Origin of the sequence: Mesorhizobium sp. B2-1-1, assembly GCF_006442975.2 — a bacterium.
In the GTDB taxonomy this organism is placed as follows: domain Bacteria; phylum Pseudomonadota; class Alphaproteobacteria; order Rhizobiales; family Rhizobiaceae; genus Mesorhizobium.
In genome coordinates this window covers 2,067,673-2,090,482 of record NZ_CP083954.1, presented here as the reverse complement: position 1 = coordinate 2,090,482, position 22,810 = coordinate 2,067,673, and the positions used below count along the sequence as shown (strand labels likewise).

Annotated in this window: 21 protein-coding genes; 16 read left to right on the top strand and 5 right to left on the bottom strand. The window is 63.1% G+C overall.

The window, feature by feature from the left end; genetic code table 11:
* Window positions 1–77 precede the first annotated feature (77 nt).
* From FJ972_RS10195 to FJ972_RS10160, 8 genes are all read left to right on the top strand, one after another.
* Complete coding sequence (locus FJ972_RS10195; RefSeq protein ID WP_140496063.1) at window positions 78–467, top strand: c-type cytochrome; 390 nt, start codon at window positions 78–80, stop codon at window positions 465–467.
* A 326-nt stretch (window positions 468–793) separates the two neighbouring features.
* Entirely contained in the window at window positions 794–1,882 is a 1,089-nt protein-coding gene (locus tag FJ972_RS10190; protein WP_140496064.1) for a hypothetical protein, read from the top strand.
* A gap of 40 nt (window positions 1,883–1,922) precedes the next feature.
* On the top strand, window positions 1,923–3,068 hold the full coding sequence (locus tag FJ972_RS10185) for a hypothetical protein (RefSeq protein WP_140524925.1): 1,146 nt from the start codon (window positions 1,923–1,925) through the stop codon (window positions 3,066–3,068).
* A 24-nt stretch (window positions 3,069–3,092) separates the two neighbouring features.
* Window positions 3,093–5,003 (top strand): AAA family ATPase, encoded by a 1,911-nt coding sequence (locus tag FJ972_RS10180; protein WP_140496066.1) that lies wholly within the window; start codon window positions 3,093–3,095, stop codon window positions 5,001–5,003.
* Between the two features lie 102 nt (window positions 5,004–5,105).
* Window positions 5,106–5,522 (top strand): endonuclease domain-containing protein, encoded by a 417-nt coding sequence (locus FJ972_RS10175; protein WP_140524926.1) that lies wholly within the window; start codon window positions 5,106–5,108, stop codon window positions 5,520–5,522.
* Between the two features lie 109 nt (window positions 5,523–5,631).
* Entirely contained in the window at window positions 5,632–6,933 is a 1,302-nt protein-coding gene (locus FJ972_RS10170; RefSeq protein WP_140524927.1) for a DUF6638 family protein, read from the top strand.
* Between the two features lie 105 nt (window positions 6,934–7,038).
* On the top strand, window positions 7,039–8,163 hold the full coding sequence (locus FJ972_RS10165; protein WP_140496068.1) for a DUF2333 family protein: 1,125 nt from the start codon (window positions 7,039–7,041) through the stop codon (window positions 8,161–8,163).
* 392 nt (window positions 8,164–8,555) lie between these two features.
* Window positions 8,556–10,235 (top strand): formate--tetrahydrofolate ligase, encoded by a 1,680-nt coding sequence (locus tag FJ972_RS10160; RefSeq protein ID WP_140496069.1) that lies wholly within the window; start codon window positions 8,556–8,558, stop codon window positions 10,233–10,235.
* Between the two features lie 69 nt (window positions 10,236–10,304).
* On the opposite strand, the gene FJ972_RS10155 is transcribed toward FJ972_RS10160, so the two are convergent.
* Entirely contained in the window at window positions 10,305–10,949 is a 645-nt protein-coding gene (locus FJ972_RS10155; RefSeq protein ID WP_140524928.1) for a cysteine hydrolase family protein, read from the bottom strand.
* A gap of 132 nt (window positions 10,950–11,081) precedes the next feature.
* On the opposite strand from FJ972_RS10155, the gene FJ972_RS10150 reads away from it, so the two are divergent.
* Window positions 11,082–12,086, top strand: a complete 1,005-nt coding sequence (locus FJ972_RS10150) for a GlxA family transcriptional regulator (protein ID WP_140524929.1) — start codon at window positions 11,082–11,084, stop codon at window positions 12,084–12,086.
* A gap of 15 nt (window positions 12,087–12,101) precedes the next feature.
* Here the strand turns inward: FJ972_RS10150 and FJ972_RS10145 are convergent, their stop codons facing one another.
* Window positions 12,102–12,659 carry a sugar O-acetyltransferase gene (locus FJ972_RS10145; RefSeq protein ID WP_140524930.1) on the bottom strand — a complete coding sequence of 186 codons (558 nt, stop codon included), beginning with the start codon at window positions 12,657–12,659 and terminating at the stop codon, window positions 12,102–12,104.
* 133 nt (window positions 12,660–12,792) lie between these two features.
* Between FJ972_RS10145 and FJ972_RS10140 the strand changes: the two genes are divergently transcribed.
* The 6 genes from FJ972_RS10140 (at window position 12,793) to FJ972_RS10115 (ending at window position 20,511) form a co-directional block, all read left to right on the top strand.
* Complete coding sequence (locus tag FJ972_RS10140) at window positions 12,793–13,254, top strand: DUF4126 domain-containing protein (RefSeq protein WP_140516958.1); 462 nt, start codon at window positions 12,793–12,795, stop codon at window positions 13,252–13,254.
* Window positions 13,251–14,627 (top strand): FAD-containing oxidoreductase, encoded by a 1,377-nt coding sequence (locus FJ972_RS10135; protein ID WP_140524931.1) that lies wholly within the window; start codon window positions 13,251–13,253, stop codon window positions 14,625–14,627. The genes FJ972_RS10140 and FJ972_RS10135 overlap by 4 nt, the downstream gene beginning before the upstream one ends.
* Before the next feature lie 192 nt (window positions 14,628–14,819).
* The gene (locus FJ972_RS10130) at window positions 14,820–15,998 is read left to right on the top strand and encodes an MFS transporter (protein WP_140524932.1); all 1,179 of its coding nucleotides are present in this window, start codon (window positions 14,820–14,822) and stop codon (window positions 15,996–15,998) included.
* A gap of 92 nt (window positions 15,999–16,090) precedes the next feature.
* On the top strand, window positions 16,091–17,146 hold the full coding sequence (locus tag FJ972_RS10125; RefSeq protein WP_140524933.1) for a succinylglutamate desuccinylase/aspartoacylase family protein: 1,056 nt from the start codon (window positions 16,091–16,093) through the stop codon (window positions 17,144–17,146).
* 222 nt (window positions 17,147–17,368) lie between these two features.
* The gene (locus FJ972_RS10120) at window positions 17,369–19,558 is read left to right on the top strand and encodes an anthranilate synthase (RefSeq protein WP_140524934.1); all 2,190 of its coding nucleotides are present in this window, start codon (window positions 17,369–17,371) and stop codon (window positions 19,556–19,558) included.
* Window positions 19,559–19,563: 5 nt separating this feature from the next.
* Window positions 19,564–20,511 (top strand): cation diffusion facilitator family transporter, encoded by a 948-nt coding sequence (locus tag FJ972_RS10115; RefSeq protein ID WP_140524935.1) that lies wholly within the window; start codon window positions 19,564–19,566, stop codon window positions 20,509–20,511.
* Between the two features lie 339 nt (window positions 20,512–20,850).
* On the opposite strand, the gene FJ972_RS10110 is transcribed toward FJ972_RS10115, so the two are convergent.
* From FJ972_RS10110 to FJ972_RS10100, 3 genes are all read right to left on the bottom strand, one after another.
* Window positions 20,851–21,096 carry an antitoxin gene (locus tag FJ972_RS10110; protein WP_140524936.1) on the bottom strand — a complete coding sequence of 82 codons (246 nt, stop codon included), beginning with the start codon at window positions 21,094–21,096 and terminating at the stop codon, window positions 20,851–20,853.
* 66 nt (window positions 21,097–21,162) lie between these two features.
* Window positions 21,163–22,074: a hypothetical protein gene (locus tag FJ972_RS10105; protein ID WP_226880534.1), complete on the bottom strand. Its 912-nt coding sequence runs from the start codon at window positions 22,072–22,074 to the stop codon at window positions 21,163–21,165.
* Entirely contained in the window at window positions 22,043–22,258 is a 216-nt protein-coding gene (locus tag FJ972_RS10100; RefSeq protein ID WP_226880532.1) for a hypothetical protein, read from the bottom strand. The genes FJ972_RS10105 and FJ972_RS10100 overlap by 32 nt, the downstream gene beginning before the upstream one ends.
* Before the next feature lie 102 nt (window positions 22,259–22,360).
* Here FJ972_RS10100 and FJ972_RS10095 point away from each other — a divergent pair, with 102 nt between their 5' ends.
* Window positions 22,361–22,798 carry a DsrE family protein gene (locus FJ972_RS10095; RefSeq protein ID WP_140524937.1) on the top strand — a complete coding sequence of 146 codons (438 nt, stop codon included), beginning with the start codon at window positions 22,361–22,363 and terminating at the stop codon, window positions 22,796–22,798.
* Window positions 22,799–22,810: the final 12 nt, after the last annotated feature.

The window sequence follows — 22,810 nt, the reverse complement described above, 5'->3', positions numbered from 1 at the left end:
CCACGATGCAAAGTTTGTTAAGGCCCCGGTCCTATTCTGCGTCCTCTCGTTCCAGCCAGAACTCGTCGGGGTCAGCCATGTTTCGAGCCGCTTCGTCTGCCGCAGCCTTTCTGCTTGCCGGCGTCCTTGCCGCCCATGCCGGCGGCGATCCGGCACTGGGCAAGAGGGTCTTCAACCGATGCATGGCCTGCCATGAAGCAGCGAGCGACCGCGACAAGGTCGGCCCGCATCTGATGGGTGTCGTCGGCCGCGCCGCCGGCAGTGCCGAGAGCTTCCTCGGCCATTACTCCGAAGCGATGAAGAGTGCAGGCGCCGCCGGTCTCGTCTGGGACGAGGCCAACCTCGCCGAGTATCTGAAGGCGCCGCGGCAAAAAGTGCCCGGTAACAAGATGGCCTTTGCCGGCCTGAACAACGACGAGGACATCGCCAATGTCATCGCTTATCTGAAGGCCGATCCCAAGCCCTGAGCCAGGATTATTCCGTCCCCGCGATGGACGCCGAGCTGCCACCGTCCTCACCGCGCTCGATGCTCCGTCGGATTTCAGGCATTCGTGGCAGCGGGGGACTGAATGCCTGGCCGACATCCGCCGACGTTGAAGTTCAATGACAGTTGAACCACGCGTAGTCCAAACGATCCTTTCGCCATGATCGCGGATCGATTGCGTTTCAAGGGCGTGGGCAAGGTTTTTGTTTTCGAAGCGCCCCTGTCTTCACGTCTTTCAATCCCCTGAAGCCCCACATATATTCGCCGCTGTTCGCAATCAGCGACCTGATGCCGGAGCGGGAGGCCCTTATGGCGACATTGCAGAATTTCGATGCCGAAATTGCCAGGACCAAGCAGGTCGTCCAGGACATGCGCACCAAGATAGACCAGTCCGGCGCCGTGCTCGACAAACTTGCCACCGCCGACAAGAAGATCGGCGACGCCAATTTCGATATCGAGAACGCCCGCATCGAAGACGTGCTGAAGCAACAGAAGGTGATGGAAGGCAATATTGCCGACCTGATCATCGGGCTGGAGGACGCCACCAACGTTTTCGGCGCCGAGTTCGAGAGCATGAAGAACTACACCGGCTGGGAAAACTTCATCGGCATCTTCTCCAGCCAACGCAAGCAGCGTCTGCGCACCGACCGCGTCCGCAACATGTCACTGGCGGGCAACCTGCAGGAATTGCTGGCCAAGTCCGACACCATCGTCGGCATATTGAAGGCGCAGAAAGAAGTCCTCGACCAGCGCTACAAGACCTCCGAGACCAGCCTGTCGCAGGTTATCGAGCGCCGCAAGGCCACCATGTCCAACCTGGAAACCGTGCAGAAGCGCATCGAGGAGCTCAATCCGATGCTGCTCGACATCGAAAACAAGATCGCGGCCTCCACCAGCCAGAAGGAACGCACGCAGCTCGAAGGCGAACGTTCCAAGCTCGCCACGGAATACAATGAGAAGCAGGCCAAGGAACAGGAGTTGCTGGCCGAGAGCCAGACGCTGGAGCGCTACACCTCGATGTTCCAGACCTTCGTCGATTCGCTCAACAACCAGATCGCCGCACAGTCGACCCTGATCAACAAGCTGACCATCGACACCGAGCAGCGCATCGTTCTCTACAAGGCGCTGGAGGATTCGCTGAAGACCGCGGCTCAGCAGGACGTCGCCCACAAGATCAACACGCTGGGCAGCCAGGTCGACAACACCGCCGAGGAGACCATGGCCGGCATTGGTGCCGCCTCGCAGAAGCACATTGGCGACCTGCTCGAGATGCACGAGAAGAACATGGTGGCCACCGCCGACATCCAGCGCCGCAAGAAGCTGGCCGACGACGCCTTCGCCCGCCGTTTCGACGAAGTGCTGAAGAAGCACAATTCGGCCAATTACGTGCAGTCGTAATTGCCGCCCGCACCGGTGCGACAATGCCATGGCCAATAGCATGACCTCCGAAAACGACGCGGCGGCGCGGTATTTCTCGGCAATCACGGCAGCGCTCAGCGGGCTGGAAGTGTTCATGCGCGACGATCGCTCGCCGCTCTACCGGCACGGCATCGTCGCCAAGATCGTCGCGGAATACATCGCCCGGCTCGACAAGTCGTTCTCCTGCTGGCGCAACCGGCTGGGCTTCATGGACACGTTCCGCATTTCGCGCGCCGAAAGCGGATTCCCGGTGTTCCAGAACCTGCTTGAGCTCGAAAACGACCGCCGCCAGGCTGACACGCGGCTCGCCAACATCCCGCTGGCCGACGAATTGCGCGAGGAGATGGCCGACTTCATCCTGCGCCACAAGGAATTCCCCCAAGCGCTGCAGAAGTCGATGGCCGAGAGGCTTTATCTCGAGGACGTCAAGAGCGAGCAGACCTTCGGCCCCTTCACCCTGGCGCAGACGGCCAAGGTTTCCGTCAATCCGAAGACGGCGCGGCCCTACTACCTCGTCCATTGGGCGACCTTCGACGGCAGCGCCAACCTGCCGCTGGTCTACATGGTGACGGTGGAAGATTCCTCCGAAGACATGATCCGCCAGCTCGTCGACCGCAATGGCAAGCTCAGCGACCAGATCGACATTCCATTGCCAGTCGATGGCCTGCTCAATCCCGAGCTTGCCCATCGCTTCGACGATTTCACCGAGAAGAACTCGGCCTATACGCTGTCGCCGGCAACGATCGCCGTCAACCTCGACAAGGATTTCGAGCCGCTGCACCCCAAGCAGCTTCGGCGCGTCGTGCTCGGCCCCTTCTATTCGGCCGGGATCACCGACAACAATTCTACGGTGACCGAGGTTCTGGCCAAGGTGCGCAAGCCGGAGAACGCCTGGCTGCTGACCTGGACCATCCAGGAGGTTTACTCCAAGGGCGAAAAACCCGGCCGCAGGGGGCTGTTTTCAAGCGAGAAGACGACGCAGGAGTTCTTCATCAACACCGACGACCTCGAGGCCGCGCGCCAGGGCGTGTCGAGCTACGAGAACCACGCATTGATCCCGCACGAGGCCTACCAGGCGCTCTATGCCGCCGGCGAAGCGCAGAAGATCTTTTCCGGCTACAAGGTTCACATCCTGTCGAATGGGCAGGTCATCTCGGACGTCTGACCGTCACACCACGGAGCAACCTTCATGGATACCGGCCTGACCACCATCCCGGAAGCGGCGATCGAGAAGCACCGCGCCACCGCGCAGAGCTTCATCACCCGCATCGTCGTGCTGGAAGACCCGTCCAGCTCCTCCGGCACCGCGCTTGCCGGCACCAATCGCCGCTTCGTCTCCACCGTCTCTGTCGGTTCGGTGCGCCGCACGCGCGAGGTCGAGCTGGCGAAGACCGTCGGCGCCGTTCACCCCGACGACCAGTTGCTGACCATCCCGCAGCACACACTTTTGTTTCGTGCCCGGCGCGGCACGGCGCTCGCGCTCGCCATATCGGATGTTTTCGCCGAAGGCTCGGATCTCGAAAGCCTGCAGGCCAGGAACACCCGCGCTCCCCTCGAAGGCGACGAGGCCACCACCTTCAAGAAGCTTCTGTCGGCCTCGGCTTACATTTCCGCCTTCAGCCTGTCCTCCTACCTGTTCCAGCTCATCGACAGCGATGGCGAGGCGCCCAACGACATTCCCGAGCCGGATTTCCTCTTCGACACGCCGCAGGACGCGGTGAAGTCGATCCTGGCCGGTCTCGACAAGGCGATTTCGGGTGCATCCGACGATGCCGACCTGATGACCAGGGCGCGCGCCTTCGCCCGCGTCGCCATCGATGGGCTGCTGTCGCGAAAGGGCCGCTTCGACGGTATCGGCCCGTTCGAGAACGCGCATATCCGCATCGATGCCGACGATTTCACGCTCGACGGCTTCGACGTCGCGCCGGGCAAGCGTTCCAGGCCGCTGGTGATGACCTTCAAGAAACCGGAAGAGGTCGTCGGCAACCACATCGCCAAATATCAGTCGGTCAAGCTCGCCAAGATGTTGATGGCCTATGATTTCGAGCGCGAGCTGAACCCGTTCGTCGAGCTCGGCGGCTTCCTGTTCACCTTCATCGGCGACGGCGCGCCGGGCACCGGCAAGACGACGCTGATCCAGATGATTGCCGGTCTCGTCAATGGTTACTGCCAGGTCGCCGGTTATCCCTTCGCCTACGAGAATTTCGGCGTCGACCAGATCTCGTCCTATCAGGGCAAGTCCGGCCAGAACTGCCGCCAGTTCATCAACAATGTGTTGAACCCGCGCGTCATCGGTTTCGGCACCATCGACGACGTCGACCAGGTGGCGGCGCGCCGTTCCGACGACCGCGCCTCGGCCGGCCAGCAGGAGATCACCGGCGTGCTGATGGACGCCTTCGCCGGTGCCGCCACAGTGGTGCGCGGCAACTGCTCGTTCGGCATGTTCTCCAACTATCCCGAAAATGTCGACGATGCGCTGCGCCAGCGCGCCGGCGCCCGCTGGCTGGTCGACGGGCCGCAGACGCGTGACGATTACATCGACATTTTCGTGCTGCTCGCCGGCAAGAACCACAAGATCCCGCTCGGCGACCACGAACTCTACGCCGCGCAGGAGATCCAGCGCGCCGTGGCCGAAGCCTATGAGGAGCACAAGAAGCCGCGGGAGGACGGGCTGATCCGGGTCCATGAGCGCTACATGAAGGAGAATGGCGCGCCCAAGACCATGGCCGACATCGGCACCTATCTGCACCTGATCAAGCAGGCCGAGCCGCGCTTCACCGGCCGCGCCATCAAGAACGTCACCGACGCCATCAAGATGCGCGCCATGGACATCGAGCTTCCCGACGACTGGTTCGAAAAACCAGAGGTTTTCATGCACAAGAGCTATGACGAGAAGAAAGCGATGATCGAGCAACTGCGCGGCCCGTTCTCGATGGACATGGTCATGCAGGAGATCAACCGCTACGCCGACAGCGAGTTCCGCTACTCCGACAAGTCCGACGACTCCGCCGTGGAAAAGCTGCTGCGCGACGCGCGGCTGCGCGAACGGGCAGCGCGTGAGATGGAGGAGATGAAGAAAAAGGGGCTGTGGAATGCTTGAGCTTCCTTCGAAGCCAGCAGGTGCTGAAAGGTTTGGCGCTAGCGCTGACGCCCCCCCTCTCCCCGTCCTTCACGGGGAGAGGGTAAGGGTGAGGGGCAGCGCATGCGTGGACCATTAATCGAGACGACCAAGCGAGCAAGACGATTGGGTCAGTCGGACAATGACGCCGAAGATGCGCTTTGGATGGAATTGCGCGACCGCAGACTGAACGGGTACAAATTCGTGCGACAGTTTCCGATAGGCAGCTACTTTGCTGATTTTGCCTGCAGAGAATGCCAGCTGGTTGTCGAAGTGGACGGCAGTCAACACGCTGACAACAAATATGATCGGGTCCGTGACCAATTCATGGTTTCAAATGATTGGTCTGTACTCCGCTTTTGGAACGCGGACGTATTAAAGGAACGAGACGCGGTGCTCGAGACTATATTGGCGGCTATCGAACGGCGCCTCGATCGCCATATCGAGACGAACAATCTTCGATTTATCGCCGCCAAAGGCTATGGGGAGACATGTCCTTGACCGTCAGCGCCGCCCCTCACCCTTACCCTCTCCCCGTGAAGGACGGGGAGAGGGGGGCGTCAGCGTTGGCGCTTCGCCTTACCAAGCAAAGCCTCTTGGGCTCTTCGACATGAACGCCCGCAAACCCGATCTCCTGCGCGACAACGAGCTCATTTACGGCCGGCTGCTCGTCGTCGACGAGCCGCATCTCATCGAGCGCTACAACAAGGCGCTTGCCGCCTTTGGCCTCGAGCCCACCAAGCTGAAGAGCTTCCAGATCGACCGCACCGGTTTTTCGCCGGAAGTGGCGGAGGAATGCGGCAACTACGGCTACCTCGATCCCAATGAGGTCAACCGCCGCTTCATCATCCTGACGCCGTCGCAGATCGACCTGCCGGTGGTGCACACCGCCTTCTCCAACACCTCGCAGCTGATGTTCGAGTTCATGTCCAGGAATCAGCGCGCCATAGACGCGCTGACCATCAAGGATGTCATCTACGGCGAGATCGAGGATTCCATTCCCAAGGTCAACGATATCGAGGATCTGCTGTCGATCAACCAAGTCGAATTCAAGGTGCTGTCGGCCGAAGATGTGCTGGGCAAGGCCGCGGAGCTCGGCAAGCTCGTCGACCGCCTGAAACAGGAGCCTGACGCCTGGCGCGACAACGCCATGCTCACCCGCATGGTGGAACTGGCCAAGATCTGCGGCGACATCCGCGAGAACGCGCTGGTGCCCGACCAGGTAATCTTCCGCCACAACGCCTACTGGACCAGCCATTTCGGCGGGCTCTACGTGTTCGTCGACCCCGACATGACGACCGTCATCAGCGATCCGGCGGCCCCCGGGTTCCGCCGCTCGCGGCCGTGGCAGGTAAGCTATCTCTCGATCAAGGACGCCGACAAGGTGTTCAAGTTCCTCGCCGCCACCGGCCGCATCGAACTGCCGCGCGCCTCCTGGATCGAAGCCTCGGGCTATCTCGAGCACCGCGCCGAGATGGTGGTGCGCGCGCTGATCCGCGACGCCGAGCCGGATCGCAATCTGACCGACGTCGACAAGGTCTGGCTGCAGACCTGGATCCAGGGTCATGCCGATGTGATCGCCAGGGACGGCAATTTCCCCTTCCTCAACGCCGCCAAGCGCGAGATTGCCCAGCTCGGCCATCTCAAGATCGAGGATGTGTTCCCGCAGCAGCGCTTCCTGGCGGTCCGCGCCAAGCCCGACCATCCCGACGCCTGGCTGACCAACCGGCTGATCTCGGATTTCGTGCCGTCGGACTTCGTCTCGCGCTACGTCTTCAACAAGCAGGGCTTCTACAAGGACTATGAGGGCTTCAGCGACGCCTGGCGATCGCATGTTGTGGACATTCTGAAAACCACATATCTGAAGGACAAGGTGGCGTTCCGCACGCGCCTTTACGGCCTGACTGACTAGAACGAAACCGGCCGTCATTTCGTTCTAACTTGTTGTATTGGCGCATGATGTTATCCAGAAAAGTCTGTAGCTTTTTGGCATCGTGCTTTGAGGGGTGACACAGCCATGCTCGATCCGATCGTGAACTTCTTCGTCAGGATTTTCCAATGGATCGGCCGCGGCATCGGGCTCCTGATCGGCGTCATCTTGTGGCCGTTCATCTGGGCCGGGCGCTGGTATACGCAGCGCGGTTGGATCCTCAAGGCCCTGGTCGGCCTCGCCTTGCTCGTGCTGCTCGGCCTCTATGCCAATTTCTTCTACGCCACCCAGTGGTGGAACAATTTCAACCCGAGCTATCCCGACACCTACACGTTCGAGAAGCGCAACATCTCGGCGGGCGAACAGGTAGCCGCCGGTGCCGGTGCCGACACTGCCAGGACCTGCGGCAACTCCGGCATCGCCCAGATTGCCGCCGATTTGACCGACTTCAACGTTAACCAGAATGCCTGGATCTCGTCGATGATCCTCTACAAGCTCGGCCTGTTCGGCATCAGCTGGGACAACACGCCGTGGATGGACAACAAGGCCTCATTCCAGCGCGGCATCAACCAGGCGGTGCGCCGCACCGCGACCGAGCTCGCCGACAATCTCGGCCGTGTGCGCACGACATCGCAGATCGACGCCGACCTGCAGGATGCGCGCGGCAATCTGCAGTTCGACGAGTACACCTGGTATTTCGGTGTAAGCCCGTTCGGCCCGAAGACGCCGACCCCGAGCTATTATCGCGACGCCGTGCGCAAGCTGCGCTCCTTCAACGCCCGCCTCGCCACCTGCCAGGCCACCTTTGATGCCCGTGCCGACAATCTGAAGCAATATATCGACCGTATCGCCAGCGATATCGGCTCGACCTCGGCCATCCTCAAGGAACGTGCCGAAAACCATAACAATGGCTGGTTCGATTTCCGCGCCGACGACCGCTACTGGTTCGCCTATGGCCAGCTCTACGCCTATTACGGACTGATGAAGGGCGCGCAGGCCGACTTCGAGGACGTCATCAAGGAAAAGCACCTGCAGAGCCTGTGGGATACGATGGACGCGCAGTTCGTCTCGGCGCTGCGCATCCAGCCCTTCATCATCGCCAATGGCCGCGAGGACGGCTGGCTCCTGCCCACGCATCTGACGACCATGGGCTTCTATGTGCTCAGGGTGCGTTCCAACATGGTCGAAATCAGCAACGTGCTGACGCAGTAGGGCTGGTCGGCCCAATGCATGTGGCTCAAAAGTGGTCCGGCCTGGGGAGAACGACATGCATGGAGACAAATGCCTGAAGCGCGATGCGCTTTAGGCCGGCGATGGCGGATTTGCGCCGCCTTGTCTGTCGCATTCCGTGCATTGCGCGGCTGTTTTGAGACGGCGGACGCGTCCCCGCTCTGGCTTCTATACGGCGCGGCAAGCGGAGCCAGAAAGAACCGGAGGCAGGTCGGCCCGCCGCAGAGGAATTTTCTTCATAGGAAACATAGTTGCATGAAAGTTGACGCCACGGCAGCGAGAGGGCTAGAACATGCCCTTGCCCGCGCGGCGTATCGAACATGCACCAGTGATCAACCCGTCCCCTCCACCGTCCAATCCAGAGGAAAGCCGTCATGGCAGAAGTGAAGTCCGACATCGAGATCGCCCGCGGTGCGAAGAAAAAACAGATCCAGGAGATCGGCGCCAAGATCGGCATCCCGACCGAACACCTTTTGCCCTATGGCCATGACAAGGCGAAGGTCTCCGCCGAATTCATCAAATCGGTGAAGGGCAACAAGGACGGCAAGCTGATCCTGGTCACCGCCATCAACCCGACCCCGGCCGGCGAAGGCAAGACGACCACCACCGTCGGCCTCGGCGACGGCCTGAACCGCATCGGCAAGAAAGCGATCATCTGCATCCGCGAAGCCTCGCTCGGTCCGAATTTCGGCGTCAAGGGCGGTGCGGCCGGCGGCGGCTACGCGCAGGTCGTGCCGATGGAGGACATGAATCTCCATTTCACCGGTGACTTCCATGCCATCACCACCGCGCACAACCTCCTGTCGGCGTTGATCGACAACCACATTTACTGGGGCAATGAGCTCGGCATCGACACCCGCCGCGTTGCCTGGCGCCGCGTCATGGACATGAACGACCGGGCGCTGCGCGAGATCATCTGCTCGCTCGGCGGCGTCGCCAACGGCTATCCGCGCGAGGCCGGGTTCGACATCACCGTCGCCTCGGAGGTCATGGCCATCCTGTGCCTCGCCACCGACCTGAAGGACCTGGAGAAGCGCCTGGGCGACATCATCGTCGCCTATCGCCGCGACAAGTCGCCTGTCTATGCCCGCGACCTCAAGGCCGACGGCGCCATGGCCGTGCTGCTCAAGGACGCCATGCAGCCGAATCTGGTGCAGACGCTGGAGAACAATCCGGCCTTCGTGCATGGCGGCCCGTTCGCCAACATCGCGCATGGCTGCAACTCGGTGGTCGCCACCACGACGGCGCTCAAGCTTGCCGACTACGTCGTGACGGAAGCCGGCTTCGGCGCCGACCTCGGCGCGGAAAAATTCTTCGACATCAAGTGCCGCAAGGCCGGGCTGAAGCCGGCGGCGGCGGTCATCGTCGCCACCGTACGCGCCATGAAAATGAATGGCGGCGTCAAGAAGGAAGACCTCGGCAAGGAAAACATCGAGGCGGTGAAGAAGGGCTGCGCCAATCTCGGCCGCCACATCGAGAACATCAGGCAGTTCGGCGTGCCGGCGGTAGTTGCCATCAACCACTTCTACTCCGACACGGATGGCGAAATCCAGGCGATGAAGGATTATGTCGCCTCGATGGGCGAAGAGGCGATCCTGTGCAAGCACTGGGCCAACGGCTCGGCCGGCATCGAGGATCTCGCCAAGAAAGTGGTGGCGCTGGCCGAATCCGGTGCCTCGCAGTTCGCGCCGCTCTATCCCGACGCCATGCCGCTGTTCGAGAAGATCAACACCATCGTCCAGCGCATCTATCGCGGCTCGGAAGCGATCGCCGACAAGTCGGTGCGCGACCAGTTGCACGCCTGGGAGCAGGCCGGCTACGGCCACTTGCCGGTGTGCATGGCCAAGACGCAGTATTCCTTCTCGACCGACCCGAACCTGCGCGGTGCGCCAACCGGCCACACCGTACCGGTGCGCGAGGTCAGGCTTTCGGCGGGTGCCGGCTTCGTCGTCATTATCTGCGGCGAGGTCATGACCATGCCCGGCCTGCCCAGGGCGCCGTCGTCGGAAAAGATCTTCCTCAACGAAGCCGGCCAGATCGAAGGCCTGTTCTAGAAATCCTCAATTCCAAAAAGTGCAAAGGGCGCCGCAGCGATGCGGCGCCCTTTGTATTTCCGCAGACGACTACGCAGCGTTGCGAGCCAGCGCCCGCTGGTTGGAGCCGAAGATCGTATCGCGTTCCGGCAAGGTGCCGGTCTTCAGGCACTCGATCCATTCGGCGGTCTTGAGCACGGCGGCGAAGCGCGACTGCAGGATGATTGTCACCACGCGGTGGATCTCCTCGGCCGAGGCATAGCCGGCGCTGTTGGCGTAAGGCACCGAGCCGGTCGCGTCGGACAGGAACTCGACGGCAAAGCCCATATGCACGGCGTGGATGATGGTCGACAGGTCGCAATTATGCGTCATGTAGCCGACCACCACGATCGTATCGACAGCGTTGGCGCGCAGCCACTCTTCGAGATCGGTGCCGGTGAAGGCGGAAGGCAGCGTCTTCTCGACATAGTGGTCGCGTGGCCGCCTCGATATCTCGGGATGCAATTCCGCGCCATGGCTGCCCTTGGCGAAGATTGGTGACGTCTCCGGCGCCATCTGCTTGACGACCACCACCTTGATGCCGGCCGCGGCTGCCGCGTCCATGGCGCGCGCCACGTTGACGACGCTGTCGCGGAACGGCGGATGCTGGATGGCGAGATTGCCGCCGTCATAGTCATTCTGGACGTCCACGACGACGAGCGCGCGGCGCGGCGTCTTGCTGGCTGGTTCGGACATGATGCATTCCTTTCAGGCTTGATGTGATGCCCGAGCATAGGTCCGCCACCATCGGACGAAAGTGGCCCGATTGACATCATTCGAAAGAATTGGGACAATCCGCATAACCCCGCGCAGAAATCCCCGGAAGACATGACCCACCAGATCGTCGCCGTCGTCGCCGTCCTCGCCTTCGACGGCATCAGCCCGTTCCATCTCTCCGTGCCTTGCCTGGTGTTCGGCGAAGATCGCACATCGTTCGGCCTGCCGCGCTTCGACTTCCGCATCTGCGCGATCGAGGCCGGTCCCGTCCACACCGAGGCCGGGCTGAGCGTCGCCGCGCCGCATGGGCTTGAGGGGCTCGACGGCGCCGACATCGTCATCGTGCCGAGTTGGCGGGATCTCGAAGACCCGCTGCCGGAACCGCTGACCCAGGCATTGCGGCGGGCCCACCGCAGTGGTGCCCTGATCGTCGGCCTTTGCCTGGGAACATTCGCAGTCGCTGCTGCCGGACTGCTTGGCGGTCGGCGTGCGGCCACGCATTGGGCCTATGCCGAGCGGCTTCAGAAGCTTCATCCCGACATCGCGGTGGACGCCGAGGTGCTCTATGTCGACAATGGCGACGTGGTGACGTCGGCCGGCGTCGCGGCCGGGCTCGACTGCTGCCTCCATATCGTTCGCGCCCGCTACGGCGCCGAGGCAGCACTGCGGCTCGCGCGGCAGATCGTGCTCTCCCCGCACCGGCAAGGCGGACAGGCGCAGTTCATCGAGCGCCCGCTGGCGAGGAGCGCCGATACCGACAGGTTCACACAAGCACTCGACGCGGTGCGTGCGACGCTCGGCGATGCGCACAGCCTGGACCGCGTCGCCGAAGCCGCCGGCCTGACCCGGCGCACCTTCACCCGCCGCTTCCAGAAATCGATCGGCACCAGTTTCGGCGATTGGCTGATCGAGCAACGGCTTGAACTGGCGCAGCGTCTGCTCGAGGCGACGGAAAAATCGATGGACGTCGTGGCCTTCGAGGCCGGCTTCGGCAGCGCCGCTTCGCTACGCCAGCATTTTTCGGCGCGTCTCAGGACCTCCCCGGCGCAATACCGGCGTGAATTTTCCAGGCGGGCCGACCAGGGCGACCGGTCGCCGCACGCGCTTTCGCACTGAGCGCCCGCCGGGCACTCAACCGCGTTTGACCGCCCGCGCCGGATTGCCGACCACCGTCATGTTCGCGGGCACGTCGCGCGTCACCACGGCGCCGGCGCCGACGATGGCGCCCTCGCCGATGCTGATCCCGCCGAGGATGACGGCACTGCCGCCGATCCAGGCATCGGCACCGATCTCGACCCGCCTGGCGATTTCCAGCCCGGCTTGTCGCCCCGCGGCCTCCCTGTGATGCTCGGCGCAATAGATCTGCACATTGGGGCCGAGCAGCGTTCCCTTGCCGATGCGCACGCTTGCCGTGTCGAGAATGATGCAGCCGGCATTGAGAAAGACGCCGTCCCCGAGAAAGATGTTGAAGCCATAGGCACAGTGGAACGGCGCCTCGATGCGGGCGCCCTCGCCCGCGCCGCCGAGCAGATCCTGCAAGGCAGGCCCGATGTTGCCGCGCTGACGGGGCGCAAGCGAATTGTGCTCGAATACGGCGCCCGCAGCCACGCCGCGCAGCGCCTCCAGTTCGTCATCCATGCACGTATACCACTCGCCCGCCGCCATTTTTGCGCGTTCGCTCTCAGCCATGCGGTGCCTCCGTCATCATTGCCACGCACCGTTGCGGCGTAAGAGAGCGCCTATGCAAGTACTGGCCAAATACCGGACCTATGGTAGCCTGCCTTTTCAGGGCTATCCCGGCCCGGGATCGAGGGGGATCAACATGCTTTACATTCTTGCACTTCTGATCGGGGTCATTGCCGGCCTGCGCGCCATGACCGCGCCGGCCGCCGTCGCCTGGGGCGCCTGGCTCGGCTGGCTGCCGGTTGCCGGCACCTGGGCAAGCTTCATGAGCCACTGGGCCGCTGTCGGCATTTTCACTATCCTGGCCATCGTCGAGCTGGTCACCGATCAGTTGCCGTCGACGCCGAGCCGCAAGGTGCCGCAGCAATTCGGCGCCCGCATCCTGCTCGGCGCCTTCAGCGGCGCCGTGATCGGCGCCACTGGCGGCGCCACCATCGTCTGCCTGATCGCCGGCGCCATAGGGGCCGTCATCGGCACGCTCGGCGGCGCGGAGGCGCGCGGCCGGCTGGCGGCCGCCTTCGGCAAGGACCAGCCCGCGGCCTTCATTGAGGATGCGGTCGCAATCGTCGGCGGCCTCTTGATCGTGGCGGCGGTGGCATGACGGCGAAAACCTTCGATGCCATCGTCATCGGTGCCGGCCAGGCCGGCCCTTCGCTGGCCGGCCGGCTGACCGCGGCCGGCATGAGCGTGGCGCTGATCGAGCGCAAGCTGGTCGGCGGCACCTGCGTCAACACCGGCTGCATGCCGACCAAGGCCATGGTCGCCAGCGCCTATGCCGCGCATCTGGCGCGGCGCGCCGCGGACTATGGCGTGACCCTCTCCGGCCCGGTCGGCGTCGACTATGCCAGGGTCAAGGCGCGCAAGGACAAGGTGTCGAACGACGCCCGCGGCAATCTGGAAACCTGGATCGCCGACATGGATAAATGCACGCTCTATCGCGGCCATGCGCGTTTCGAATCCGCCAACACGGTGCGCGTCGGCGATGATCTCCTGACCGCCGGCAAGATCTTTCTCAACACCGGCGGCCGCGCATCGGTACCGGATCTGCCCGGCATTCACGACATCGACTTTCTCACCAACTCTTCGATGATGGACCTCGACGTGTTGCCGCGCCACCTCGTGGTGGTCGGCGGCAGCTACATCTCGCTCGAATTCGCGCAGATGTTCCGCCGCTTCGGCGCGGAGGTCACGATTGTCGAAAAGGGCTCGCGGCTGATCGGCCGCGAAGACGAGGATGTGTCCGACGCCATCCTGTTGATCCTCGAAAACGAAGGCATCGCGGTCCATCTCGGCGCCGACGCCATAAGCTTCGCCAGGCAGGGCGAGGATATTGCTGTTGCCTTCTCCGCCGGCAAGCCGCCGGCCGTCGGCTCGCATGTGCTCCTGGCTCTGGGGCGAACGCCCAATACCGACGATCTCGGCCTCGACCAGGCCGGCATCGAGGTCGACAAACGCGGCTTCATCACCGTCGACGACCAGTTGCGCACCAGCGTGCCCGGCATCTGGGCGATGGGCGACTGCAATGGCAAGGGCGCCTTCACCCACACGTCCTACAACGATTACGAGATCGTTGCGGCCAATTTGCTCGACAATGATCCGCGCAAGGTCACCGACCGCATCGAGGCCTACGCTCTGTACATTGACCCGCCGCTCGGCCGCTGCGGCATGACCGAGGCGTCAGTGAAGAAGTCGGGACGCCGCGCGCTGGTCGGCCAGCGGCCGATGAGCCGTGTCGGCCGCGCCGTCGAGAAAGGCGAGACGCAAGGCTTCATGAAGATCCTCGTCGACGCTGACACAAGGGAAATCCTCGGCTGCTGCGTGCTTGGCCCCGGCGGCGATGAAGCCGTGCATTGCGTGCTTGACCTGATGTATGCCAAGGCGCCTGTGGACACGCTGGCGCGCGCCATGCACATCCACCCCAATGTCTCGGAACTGCTGCCAACCATCGCCCAGGAGTTGAAGCCGCTGGTCTGAACTCCGGCTTCAGCGGTCGGTTCGGCCGCTCGGCCGGGTTCGGTCAGGGTCGTTTAGGCAGCACGGCATAAGCACCGCTGCCAGTGCCTCTTTGCTCTCCGCTTTCTGCATTGCTGCATTGCGGCAATGGCGCTTGTGCGCCATGGGGCGCTCGCGCAGTTTCCATTTGAACCGATTCAGTCTGGACCTCCCATGCCTTTGCCGATCCTTGCGCTTGCCATTGCGTCCTTCTGCATCGGCACCACCGAATTCGTCATCATGGGTCTGCTGCCGGAGGTCGCCGCCGACCTTGGCGTGACCATTCCCGCGGCCGGGCTGCTGGTCACGGGCTATGCGCTGGGCGTGGTCTTCGGCGCGCCAATCGTGGCGATGGCCACCGCGCATCTGCCGCGCAAGCCGGTGCTGGTCGGACTGGCCGCACTGTTCGTCGTCGGCAACCTGCTCTGCGCCATCGCGCCCAATTACTGGATGCTGATGGGCGCGCGCGTCTTCACCGCCTTCGGCCACGGCGCCTTCTTCGGCATCGGTTCGGTCGTCGCCGCCAGCCTGGTGCCCCGCAACAAGCGTGCCAGCGCCATCGCGCTGATGTTCGCCGGCCTGACGCTGGCTAACATCCTCGGCGTTCCCGCCGGAACGGCGCTTGGCGAAGCCTTCGGCTGGCGCGCCACCTTCCTGGCGGTGGTCGGCATCGGGCTGATCTCGGTCGCGGCGATCGCTTGGCTAGTGCCGCCGGATGTCACTGAACCAAGCGGCGACGGCTTGCGCGGCGAATTGCGCGTGCTCGGCAAGCTGCAGATGTGGCTGGCCATGCTGATCGCGGCGCTCGCCTCAGCCAGCCTGTTTGCCGTCTTCACCTATATCAAGCCCTATCTCACCGACGTGTCGGGCCTGTCCACGGCGGCGGTCACCTGGGTGCTCTTGCTGTTCGGCGCCGGCATGACCATCGGCAACATCATCGGCGGCCGGCTGGCCGACTGGAAGCTGATGCCGACGGTCATCGGCACGCTGCTGCTGCTGGCGGTCCTGTTTGTCGGCTTCATGCAGTTCGGCGCTATCGCCAGTGTCGCCATAGGCATCGTCTTCCTGTGGGGCATGCTCGTCTTCGTCGTCGTGCCGCCGTTGCAGATCCGTGTCGTGGAAGCCGCTTCCGAGGGACCGAACCTTGCCGCCACGCTGAACCAGGGCGCCTTCAATGTCGGCAACGCCAGCGGCGCCTGGATCGGCGGCGTGGCGCTCTCCTGGGGCGTTTCCTATGCCAACCTGCCGCTGGTGGGCGCGGCACTCGCTCTGCTGGCGGTCGCCGTAGCCGTTGCCTCGCGGGCACTGGACCAGCGCGCTCCGGTCGTCACTCTTCAACCTGCCGCGCAGTAGCTGCTTGCGCCCATAGCGCGACAGCCTGGACCAATCGACAAGCGCACAGTCGAAGAGGCATGTCTTCTCGCCTCTCGACGGAGAAAGACCCCATGCAGAAATCGATCGAACGCATAGCCGGCGACAGCGAAGGGGTTTCCTACGAATTCCCGCTGTTTCGCTTCGCTGGAACCGACGAATCCGCGCCTTCGGCCTATCTGCAGGCAGCACTTCATGCCGGCGAACTGCCCGGAGTCGTCGCCATTGACGCGCTGATGCCGATGCTGGCCAGGGCCGAGGCGGAGGGGCGCATCAAGGGCGACATCACCATCGTGCCCTGGGCCAATCCGATCGGCCGCGCCCAGTATCATTTCGGCGAACATCAGGGCCGTTTTCATCTGGGCACGCGCACCAACTTCAACCGCGGTTTCCCGCTGCTCGCTGCGCCCGACACGGCACTCCTGCCCGACACCGCGCATGGCACGCCCGACCAGCGGCTGAAGACGAGACTGGTGCAGCTTTCGCTCGGCCACGACATCGTGCTCGACCTGCATTGCGACGACGAGGGTCTCTCCTACCTGTATGTCCACACAAGCCTGTGGCCGGCAATGGCCGACTGCGCCGCCGCCATGGGCGTCGAGGCGGTGGTGCTGTGGAGTGAAGACACGGACGGCACTTTCGAGGGCGCCTCGATCATGCCCTATCAGAACGTTCCCGCCGATGTGGCGAAGCTCGGCCGGCGCGTCGTCACGACGGTCGAATATCGCGGCATCCTCGATGTCGATGGCGCGTTCGCGGCGTCGGACGCCGCGGGGCTCTACCGGCTGCTGGTGGCGCGCGGCGTAGTCGCCGACCCGGCCCTGCCCTCACCCGGTGCCTTCACCGGGGTTGTCGCGCCGCTCGAAAACATCGACATGATGCCGGCGCCCCGGGCGGGTGCCGTGCTCTATGACGTGGAGCCCGGCGACCGCGTCGCCAAGGACACGCGGCTTGCCGTCATCGTCCACGCACCGGGCGAAGCCGATGGCCGCACCGAGGTGTTCGCGCCGCAGGCCGGCATCGTCCTGACCCGGCGCTCGCGCCGTATCATCCGCGCCGGCGAGGATCTGTTGAAACTGGTGGGCGACAGGAAGAGCGCCGACGCAAGGTCCGGCACACTGGAAGATTGAGCCTCCATCGAATCCAGTTGCGCGGTCGCTCAATCGCCGCTATGGGAATCGCCATGAACATGCGTTCGATCAAGACCGTTTGGTGGTGGGCCTGCTGACAGCGGCCTGTTCGAACGCGTGCGCGTGAAAAGAGAGGGTGGCCGCAGCGGAATGTCCGGGCGGCCATTTGTTTTTTCCAAGCCATTCCCGGGTCCGTTGCCCAAGAAGCTGATGGAGACGGCAATGACGATGAAGGTTCTGGACAACGGCGCAGAGAGTTTTGTGACCGGGGGTGGCATCACCATCACCCGCGAGCGCCACGACCGGCCCTATGAAGGCGCCATCGACGCCTATGTCGACGGGCTGAATGCGCGCCGGGGCGCGGTGTTCTCTTCGAACTATGAATATCCCGGCCGCTATACGCGTTGGGACACCGCCATCATCGACCCGCCTTTGGTGATCTCGGCGCGTGGCCGGTCCATGCGCATCGAGGCGCTGAACCGGCGGGGCGAGGTGCTTCTGCCGGTCATCGTCAAGACGCTCGGCGATATCGCCGAGATCACGATCGCCGAGGCGTCGAAAAAGCTGATCCGCCTCGACGTCGCCAAGCCGGGCCGTGTCTTCACCGAAGAAGAACGCAGCCGCGTTCCTTCCGTCTTCACGGTTCTGCGCGCCATCACCGCCTTGTTCAAGACCGCCGAAGACGCCAATCTCGGCCTTTACGGCGCCTTCGGCTACGACCTCGCCTTCCAGTTCGATCCGGTCGACTACAAGCTCGAACGCAAGCCAAGCCAGCGCGATCTCGTGCTGTTCCTGCCCGACGAGATCCTGGTCGTCGATCATTATTCGGCCAAGGCCTGGACCGATCGATATGACTACGCCGGCAAGGGTTTTTCGACCGAAGGCCTGCCGCGCGACGAGATCGCCGAGCCGTTCAAGACTGCCGACCGTATCCCGCCGCGCGGCGACCATGAACCCGGCGAATACGCCAATCTTGTGCGCCGCGCGATGGACAGCTTCAAGCGCGGTGACCTGTTCGAGGTCGTACCCGGGCAGATGTTCTACGAACGCTGCGAGACCCAACCCTCCGAGATTTCGCGCAAGCTGAAGTCAATCAACCCCTCGCCCTATTCCTTCTTCATTAATCTGGGTGAAGGCGAATACCTGATCGGCGCTTCGCCCGAAATGTTCGTGCGCGTCAACGGCCGCCGTGTCGAGACCTGCCCGATCTCGGGCACGATCAAGCGTGGCGACGACGCCATTTCCGACTCAGAGCAGATCCTGAAGCTGCTCAATTCCAAGAAGGACGAATCCGAGCTCACAATGTGCTCGGATGTCGACCGCAACGACAAGTCGCGCGTCTGCGAGCCGGGTTCGGTGCGCGTCATCGGCCGCCGCCAGATCGAGATGTATTCGCGGCTTATCCACACGGTTGACCATATCGAGGGCAGGCTGCGCGAAGGCATGGACGCCTTCGACGCGTTTCTCTCGCACGCCTGGGCGGTGACCGTCACCGGCGCGCCGAAACTATGGGCCATGCGCTTCATCGAGCAGAACGAGAAGAGCCCGCGCGCCTGGTATGGCGGCGCCATCGGCATGGTCAATTTCAACGGTGATATGAACACCGGGCTGACACTGCGCACCATCCGCATCAAGGACGGCATTGCCGAGGTGCGTGCCGGCGCCACATTACTGTTCGACAGCATTCCCGAGGAAGAAGAAGCCGAAACCGAACTGAAGGCCTCCGCCATGCTCTCCGCCATCCGCGACGCCAAGACGGGCAATGCCGCCAGCACCGAACGCACCACCGCGCGCGTCGGCGACGGCGTCAACATCCTGCTCGTCGACCATGAAGACAGCTTCGTCCACACGCTGGCCAATTACTTCCGTCAGACCGGCGCCAATGTCTCGACCGTGCGCACCCCCGTGCCGGAAGAAGTTTTCGACCGGCTGAAGCCGGATCTCGTCGTGCTGTCGCCTGGTCCCGGCACGCCCAAGGATTTCGACTGCGCCGCCACCATCGGACGAGCGCGCGCCCGCGAGCTGCCGATCTTCGGCGTCTGCCTCGGCCTGCAGGCGCTGGCCGAGGCCTATGGCGGCGAATTGCGGCAGCTGCATGTGCCGATGCACGGCAAGCCGTCGCGCATTCGCGTCTCCAAGCCCGGCATCATCTTCTCCGGCCTGCCCAAGGAAGTCACCGTCGGCCGTTACCATTCGATCTTCGCCGATCCGGTGCGGCTACCCGACGATTTCGTGGTCACCGCCGAGACCGAAGACGGCGTCATCATGGCCTTCGAGCACCGCAAGGAGCCGATCGCCGCGGTGCAATTCCATCCGGAATCGATCATGACGCTCGGCCACAATGCCGGCATGCGCATCATCGAGAACATCGTCGCCCACCTGCCGCACAAGGCCAAGGACAAGGCCGCCTAGAGACGATGGTCGAAACGCGGGACACGACGGCGGTCGCGGCGAAGGCCGCGACCAGGCGCAAGGTCGCAAGGCTTGCCTTCTGGTCGATCGTCGTCGCTTGTGTGGTGCTCGCACTCAAGCTTGCCGCCTGGTACATCACCGGTTCCGTCGCACTCTATTCGGACGCGCTGGAATCGATCGTCAACGTCATCGCCTCGGCCGCCGCGTTCTGGGCGATCCAGGTCAGCTACAAGCCTGCCGACCAGGACCATCCGTTCGGCCACCACAAGGCCGAGTATTTCTCGGCCGTCCTGGAAGGCGTGCTGATCGTGGTCGCGGCACTCCTGATCCTGAACGAGGTCTGGCAATCCTGGCTCCACCCCGTCCCGCTCCAGCAGCCTTGGGAAGGGCTTGCCGTCAACGGTGTGGCGACGGTCATAAACGCCTTCTGGGCCTGGGCGCTGATCCGTACAGGGCGCAACGCAAGATCGCCGGCACTGGTCGCCGACGGCCAGCACATCATGACCGACGTCGTGACCTCGGTCGGCGTCTTCGCCGGCCTCGTCGGCGCGGTGCTGACCGGATGGCAGATCCTCGATCCGGCGCTGGCCGTGATCGTCGCGCTCAACATTCTTTGGCAGGGCTGGCATGTTATCGGCTCGTCGATGAACGGGCTGATGGACCGCGCCGTCGATACCCAGGAGCACATGCGCATCCGCGACATCATTTCGGCTAATTGCAAAGGCGCGCTCGAAGTGCACGACCTCAAGACACGCATCGCCGGCCGCGCCACCTTCATCGAATTCCATCTGGTCGTCGATGCCGACATGTCGGTTGGCGCCAGCCATGTCATCTGCGACCGCATCGAGGATTCGCTGCAGGCGGAAATCCCTTCCGTGCGCGTCACCATCCATGTCGAGCCCGATGATGAAGCCAAGCTGCCCAAGGGCACGACGGCGGTGCCGTTCGCGTGAGGCATTTCACCACGTCTCGATTGACAGAGCTTTGATCCGCTCGAAGTCCCGGATATTGCGGGTCATCAGCGTAAGATTCCGCGAGCGCGCCTGCCCACCAGTCAACGCATCGTAGGGACCAATTGGAGTTCCCAATGTGGCAAGCGTTGCCCTCCGGCATGTCTCGCATCTTCCCGATAGAATTCGAGCACAGGAAACTGCAGAGCTTCGATACGCGCCAAATTTTCGACACAATAGGCGAGACGGCAAAGTCCTGCGGCCTATGCCGTTTCAGCAGGCAAGCAGACCCTCATCGCCCCTTCGTGACCGCGATGACGGCATTGGTGTCGAGCAGGTAGATCACTTGAAGACGTCTTCCAAGGCAGGTCGATCCTGCCCGTCCTGACGTTCCAGTGCTGCCTGGGCGAAATCATCATCAAGCGGTCCAATCACTTGGTCGAGCCACGCCCAGTCCTGCGCAAGCGGTTCCAAGATGACGGTTTGCCCGTGACGGCGTATCGAGACCTCCTCTGTGTCGAAACGGAACTCCTTCGGCAGGCGCACGGCTTGGGACCTGCCTGACCAGAACACTTTCGCTTTGTTCATCGTGCTATCCTCAAATGAGATATAGCAAAGATATATCCCTTCGTGCTGACCTAACCAGGGCTCCGCTTAAGGCGCGCAAGCCGATTGCGGCATCGGTTCCAGCCGGTAGATCTTGTCGTCCGACTTCGTCTTGCCGTCGGCTGCCTGTGAACAGAAATCGACGATCGCAAGGCTGTTGTTGGGATTGGCCAGCATCATCATGCCGTTGGCGCCGCGCTTGAGGAAAATCTCCTTCTGCGTGATATCGCAGGAGAAATCGCTCATCTTCGAGCTCGCCGCGCAGCGCCACTGGTCGGCCTCGCCCTGGCAGGAATAGACCTGCGTGACCTTGCCCGACTTTTGTCGCGTCGTGACCGAAACGGCGATGTCGGCGCCGTCAGGCCAATTGGCAAGGTCGCCGCCCGCCGCGAATGAAGCCAGTTCGACCGGCCCACGGAACACGCGGATCGACTGCGTCAGTTGGTCGGGATGCGAACCGAAATGCGCGGCATCGTAGTCGCGTCCGTAGCAGAAGGCCTGGTCGGGCTTCAGCCGGTCGCGCAGCGGCGGACCCATCGCCGGGTCGATCGGGTCGATGCGGGCGAACTCCGCCTTGCAGGTCGCTGCCGGCATCGGGTCGAGGCGGAAATTGTCGTCCTGCGAGCCCAGCGCCTGCCTGTTGTATTCAGTCGTGCCGAGTTCCTCTTCGGAACCGGCATCGAGATAGATATCGGGCTGCAGGTCCGAAAGGATCAGCCGGCCCTTGTCGTCGACTTTCAGCGACGCCAGCGTGCGGTCGCATTCCATGCCGCAATGGATCGGGTTTGATGCGCCATCCTCGGATTGGTGACTACACCAGCCGCCGGCCCATTCCGGAGCCTTGGCGCCACGCACCGTGGTGGTGACGAAGCCATTGTAGGACGTGCCGGCATTCGCGGCCGGTTCCTCGTTCGGCCTGCTGACCGGATCATGGCCGTAGTAGAAGAAGATCCGGGCCACCTTCTGCTCCGGATGCGCCTTGAGGTGGTTGGTTGGCATCGTAGATGCGGCCGAAACAGGCGTCCTGACCGTTGGGACTGAGTTCGGTGAGCTTGGCCGCCTCGTCGGCGAAAGCCGTCGCGCCCAGCAGGCTCAACAAGGCCGCTCCGGACAGGACGCTTGCCAGTCTCTGTTCGAACGCCATGTGACCCTCCGCATCGGCAGGACGCGACGCCGATTTATGCTACACTCGGCGTCGCGGCCACGCAATTCGCGGCCATCTGTCAACCCGGGGGGAACCATCGCCATGCGTCGACGCGACATGTTCCGCGCGATTCTCGTCGGAGCCGGCACGCTGATTGGACTGCGGGTGGCGCAAGCCGCGGCCACCGAGGCCACGAGATTGAAGGTCGCCTATCATCTCAGTGACCTCGACAAGGTCAATTTCGTGCTGGGCAACATCAAGAACCATTACGAAGGCACCGGCGGCAATGTCGATATCGCGCTGGTCGTCCATGGTCCGGCTCTTGCCGGTTTCAAGTCGAAGGGCATATCGGCGGCGATCTCCGGTCGTTTCACCGGTCTCGTCCAGCAAGGGCTCGATCCGCATGCCTGCGCCAACACCATGCACGGCATGGATATTTCGCTCGCCGACCTGCTCGACGGTTTTCATGCGGCCGACAGTGGCGGCGTCGTCAAGCTCGCCGAACTGCAAAGCCAGGGCTATGCCTATCTCAGGCCTTGAAGCTGCATGGAC

What these genes read in the sequence shown, in the direction of transcription:
- FJ972_RS10190 (WP_140496064.1), top strand. Translation starts at nt 794, where the DNA reads ATGGCGACATTGCAGAATTTCGATGCCGAAATTGCCAGGACCAAGCAG.
- FJ972_RS10100 (WP_226880532.1), bottom strand. Translation starts at nt 22,258, where the DNA reads ATGGCGTTCGAACAGAGACTGGCAAGCGTCCTGTCCGGAGCGGCCTTG.
- FJ972_RS10125 (WP_140524933.1), top strand. Translation starts at nt 16,091, where the DNA reads ATGCAGAAATCGATCGAACGCATAGCCGGCGACAGCGAAGGGGTTTCC.
- FJ972_RS10095 (WP_140524937.1), top strand. Translation starts at nt 22,361, where the DNA reads ATGCGTCGACGCGACATGTTCCGCGCGATTCTCGTCGGAGCCGGCACG.
- FJ972_RS10180 (WP_140496066.1), top strand. Translation starts at nt 3,093, where the DNA reads ATGGATACCGGCCTGACCACCATCCCGGAAGCGGCGATCGAGAAGCAC.
- FJ972_RS10195 (WP_140496063.1), top strand. Translation starts at nt 78, where the DNA reads ATGTTTCGAGCCGCTTCGTCTGCCGCAGCCTTTCTGCTTGCCGGCGTC.
- FJ972_RS10165 (WP_140496068.1), top strand. Translation starts at nt 7,039, where the DNA reads ATGCTCGATCCGATCGTGAACTTCTTCGTCAGGATTTTCCAATGGATC.
- FJ972_RS10120 (WP_140524934.1), top strand. Translation starts at nt 17,369, where the DNA reads ATGACGATGAAGGTTCTGGACAACGGCGCAGAGAGTTTTGTGACCGGG.
- FJ972_RS10115 (WP_140524935.1), top strand. Translation starts at nt 19,564, where the DNA reads ATGGTCGAAACGCGGGACACGACGGCGGTCGCGGCGAAGGCCGCGACC.
- FJ972_RS10140 (WP_140516958.1), top strand. Translation starts at nt 12,793, where the DNA reads ATGCTTTACATTCTTGCACTTCTGATCGGGGTCATTGCCGGCCTGCGC.
- FJ972_RS10130 (WP_140524932.1), top strand. Translation starts at nt 14,820, where the DNA reads ATGCCTTTGCCGATCCTTGCGCTTGCCATTGCGTCCTTCTGCATCGGC.
- FJ972_RS10185 (WP_140524925.1), top strand. Translation starts at nt 1,923, where the DNA reads ATGACCTCCGAAAACGACGCGGCGGCGCGGTATTTCTCGGCAATCACG.
- FJ972_RS10110 (WP_140524936.1), bottom strand. Translation starts at nt 21,096, where the DNA reads ATGAACAAAGCGAAAGTGTTCTGGTCAGGCAGGTCCCAAGCCGTGCGC.
- FJ972_RS10145 (WP_140524930.1), bottom strand. Translation starts at nt 12,659, where the DNA reads ATGGCTGAGAGCGAACGCGCAAAAATGGCGGCGGGCGAGTGGTATACG.
- FJ972_RS10150 (WP_140524929.1), top strand. Translation starts at nt 11,082, where the DNA reads ATGACCCACCAGATCGTCGCCGTCGTCGCCGTCCTCGCCTTCGACGGC.
- FJ972_RS10155 (WP_140524928.1), bottom strand. Translation starts at nt 10,949, where the DNA reads ATGTCCGAACCAGCCAGCAAGACGCCGCGCCGCGCGCTCGTCGTCGTG.
- FJ972_RS10170 (WP_140524927.1), top strand. Translation starts at nt 5,632, where the DNA reads ATGAACGCCCGCAAACCCGATCTCCTGCGCGACAACGAGCTCATTTAC.
- FJ972_RS10135 (WP_140524931.1), top strand. Translation starts at nt 13,251, where the DNA reads ATGACGGCGAAAACCTTCGATGCCATCGTCATCGGTGCCGGCCAGGCC.
- FJ972_RS10160 (WP_140496069.1), top strand. Translation starts at nt 8,556, where the DNA reads ATGGCAGAAGTGAAGTCCGACATCGAGATCGCCCGCGGTGCGAAGAAA.
- FJ972_RS10175 (WP_140524926.1), top strand. Translation starts at nt 5,106, where the DNA reads ATGCGTGGACCATTAATCGAGACGACCAAGCGAGCAAGACGATTGGGT.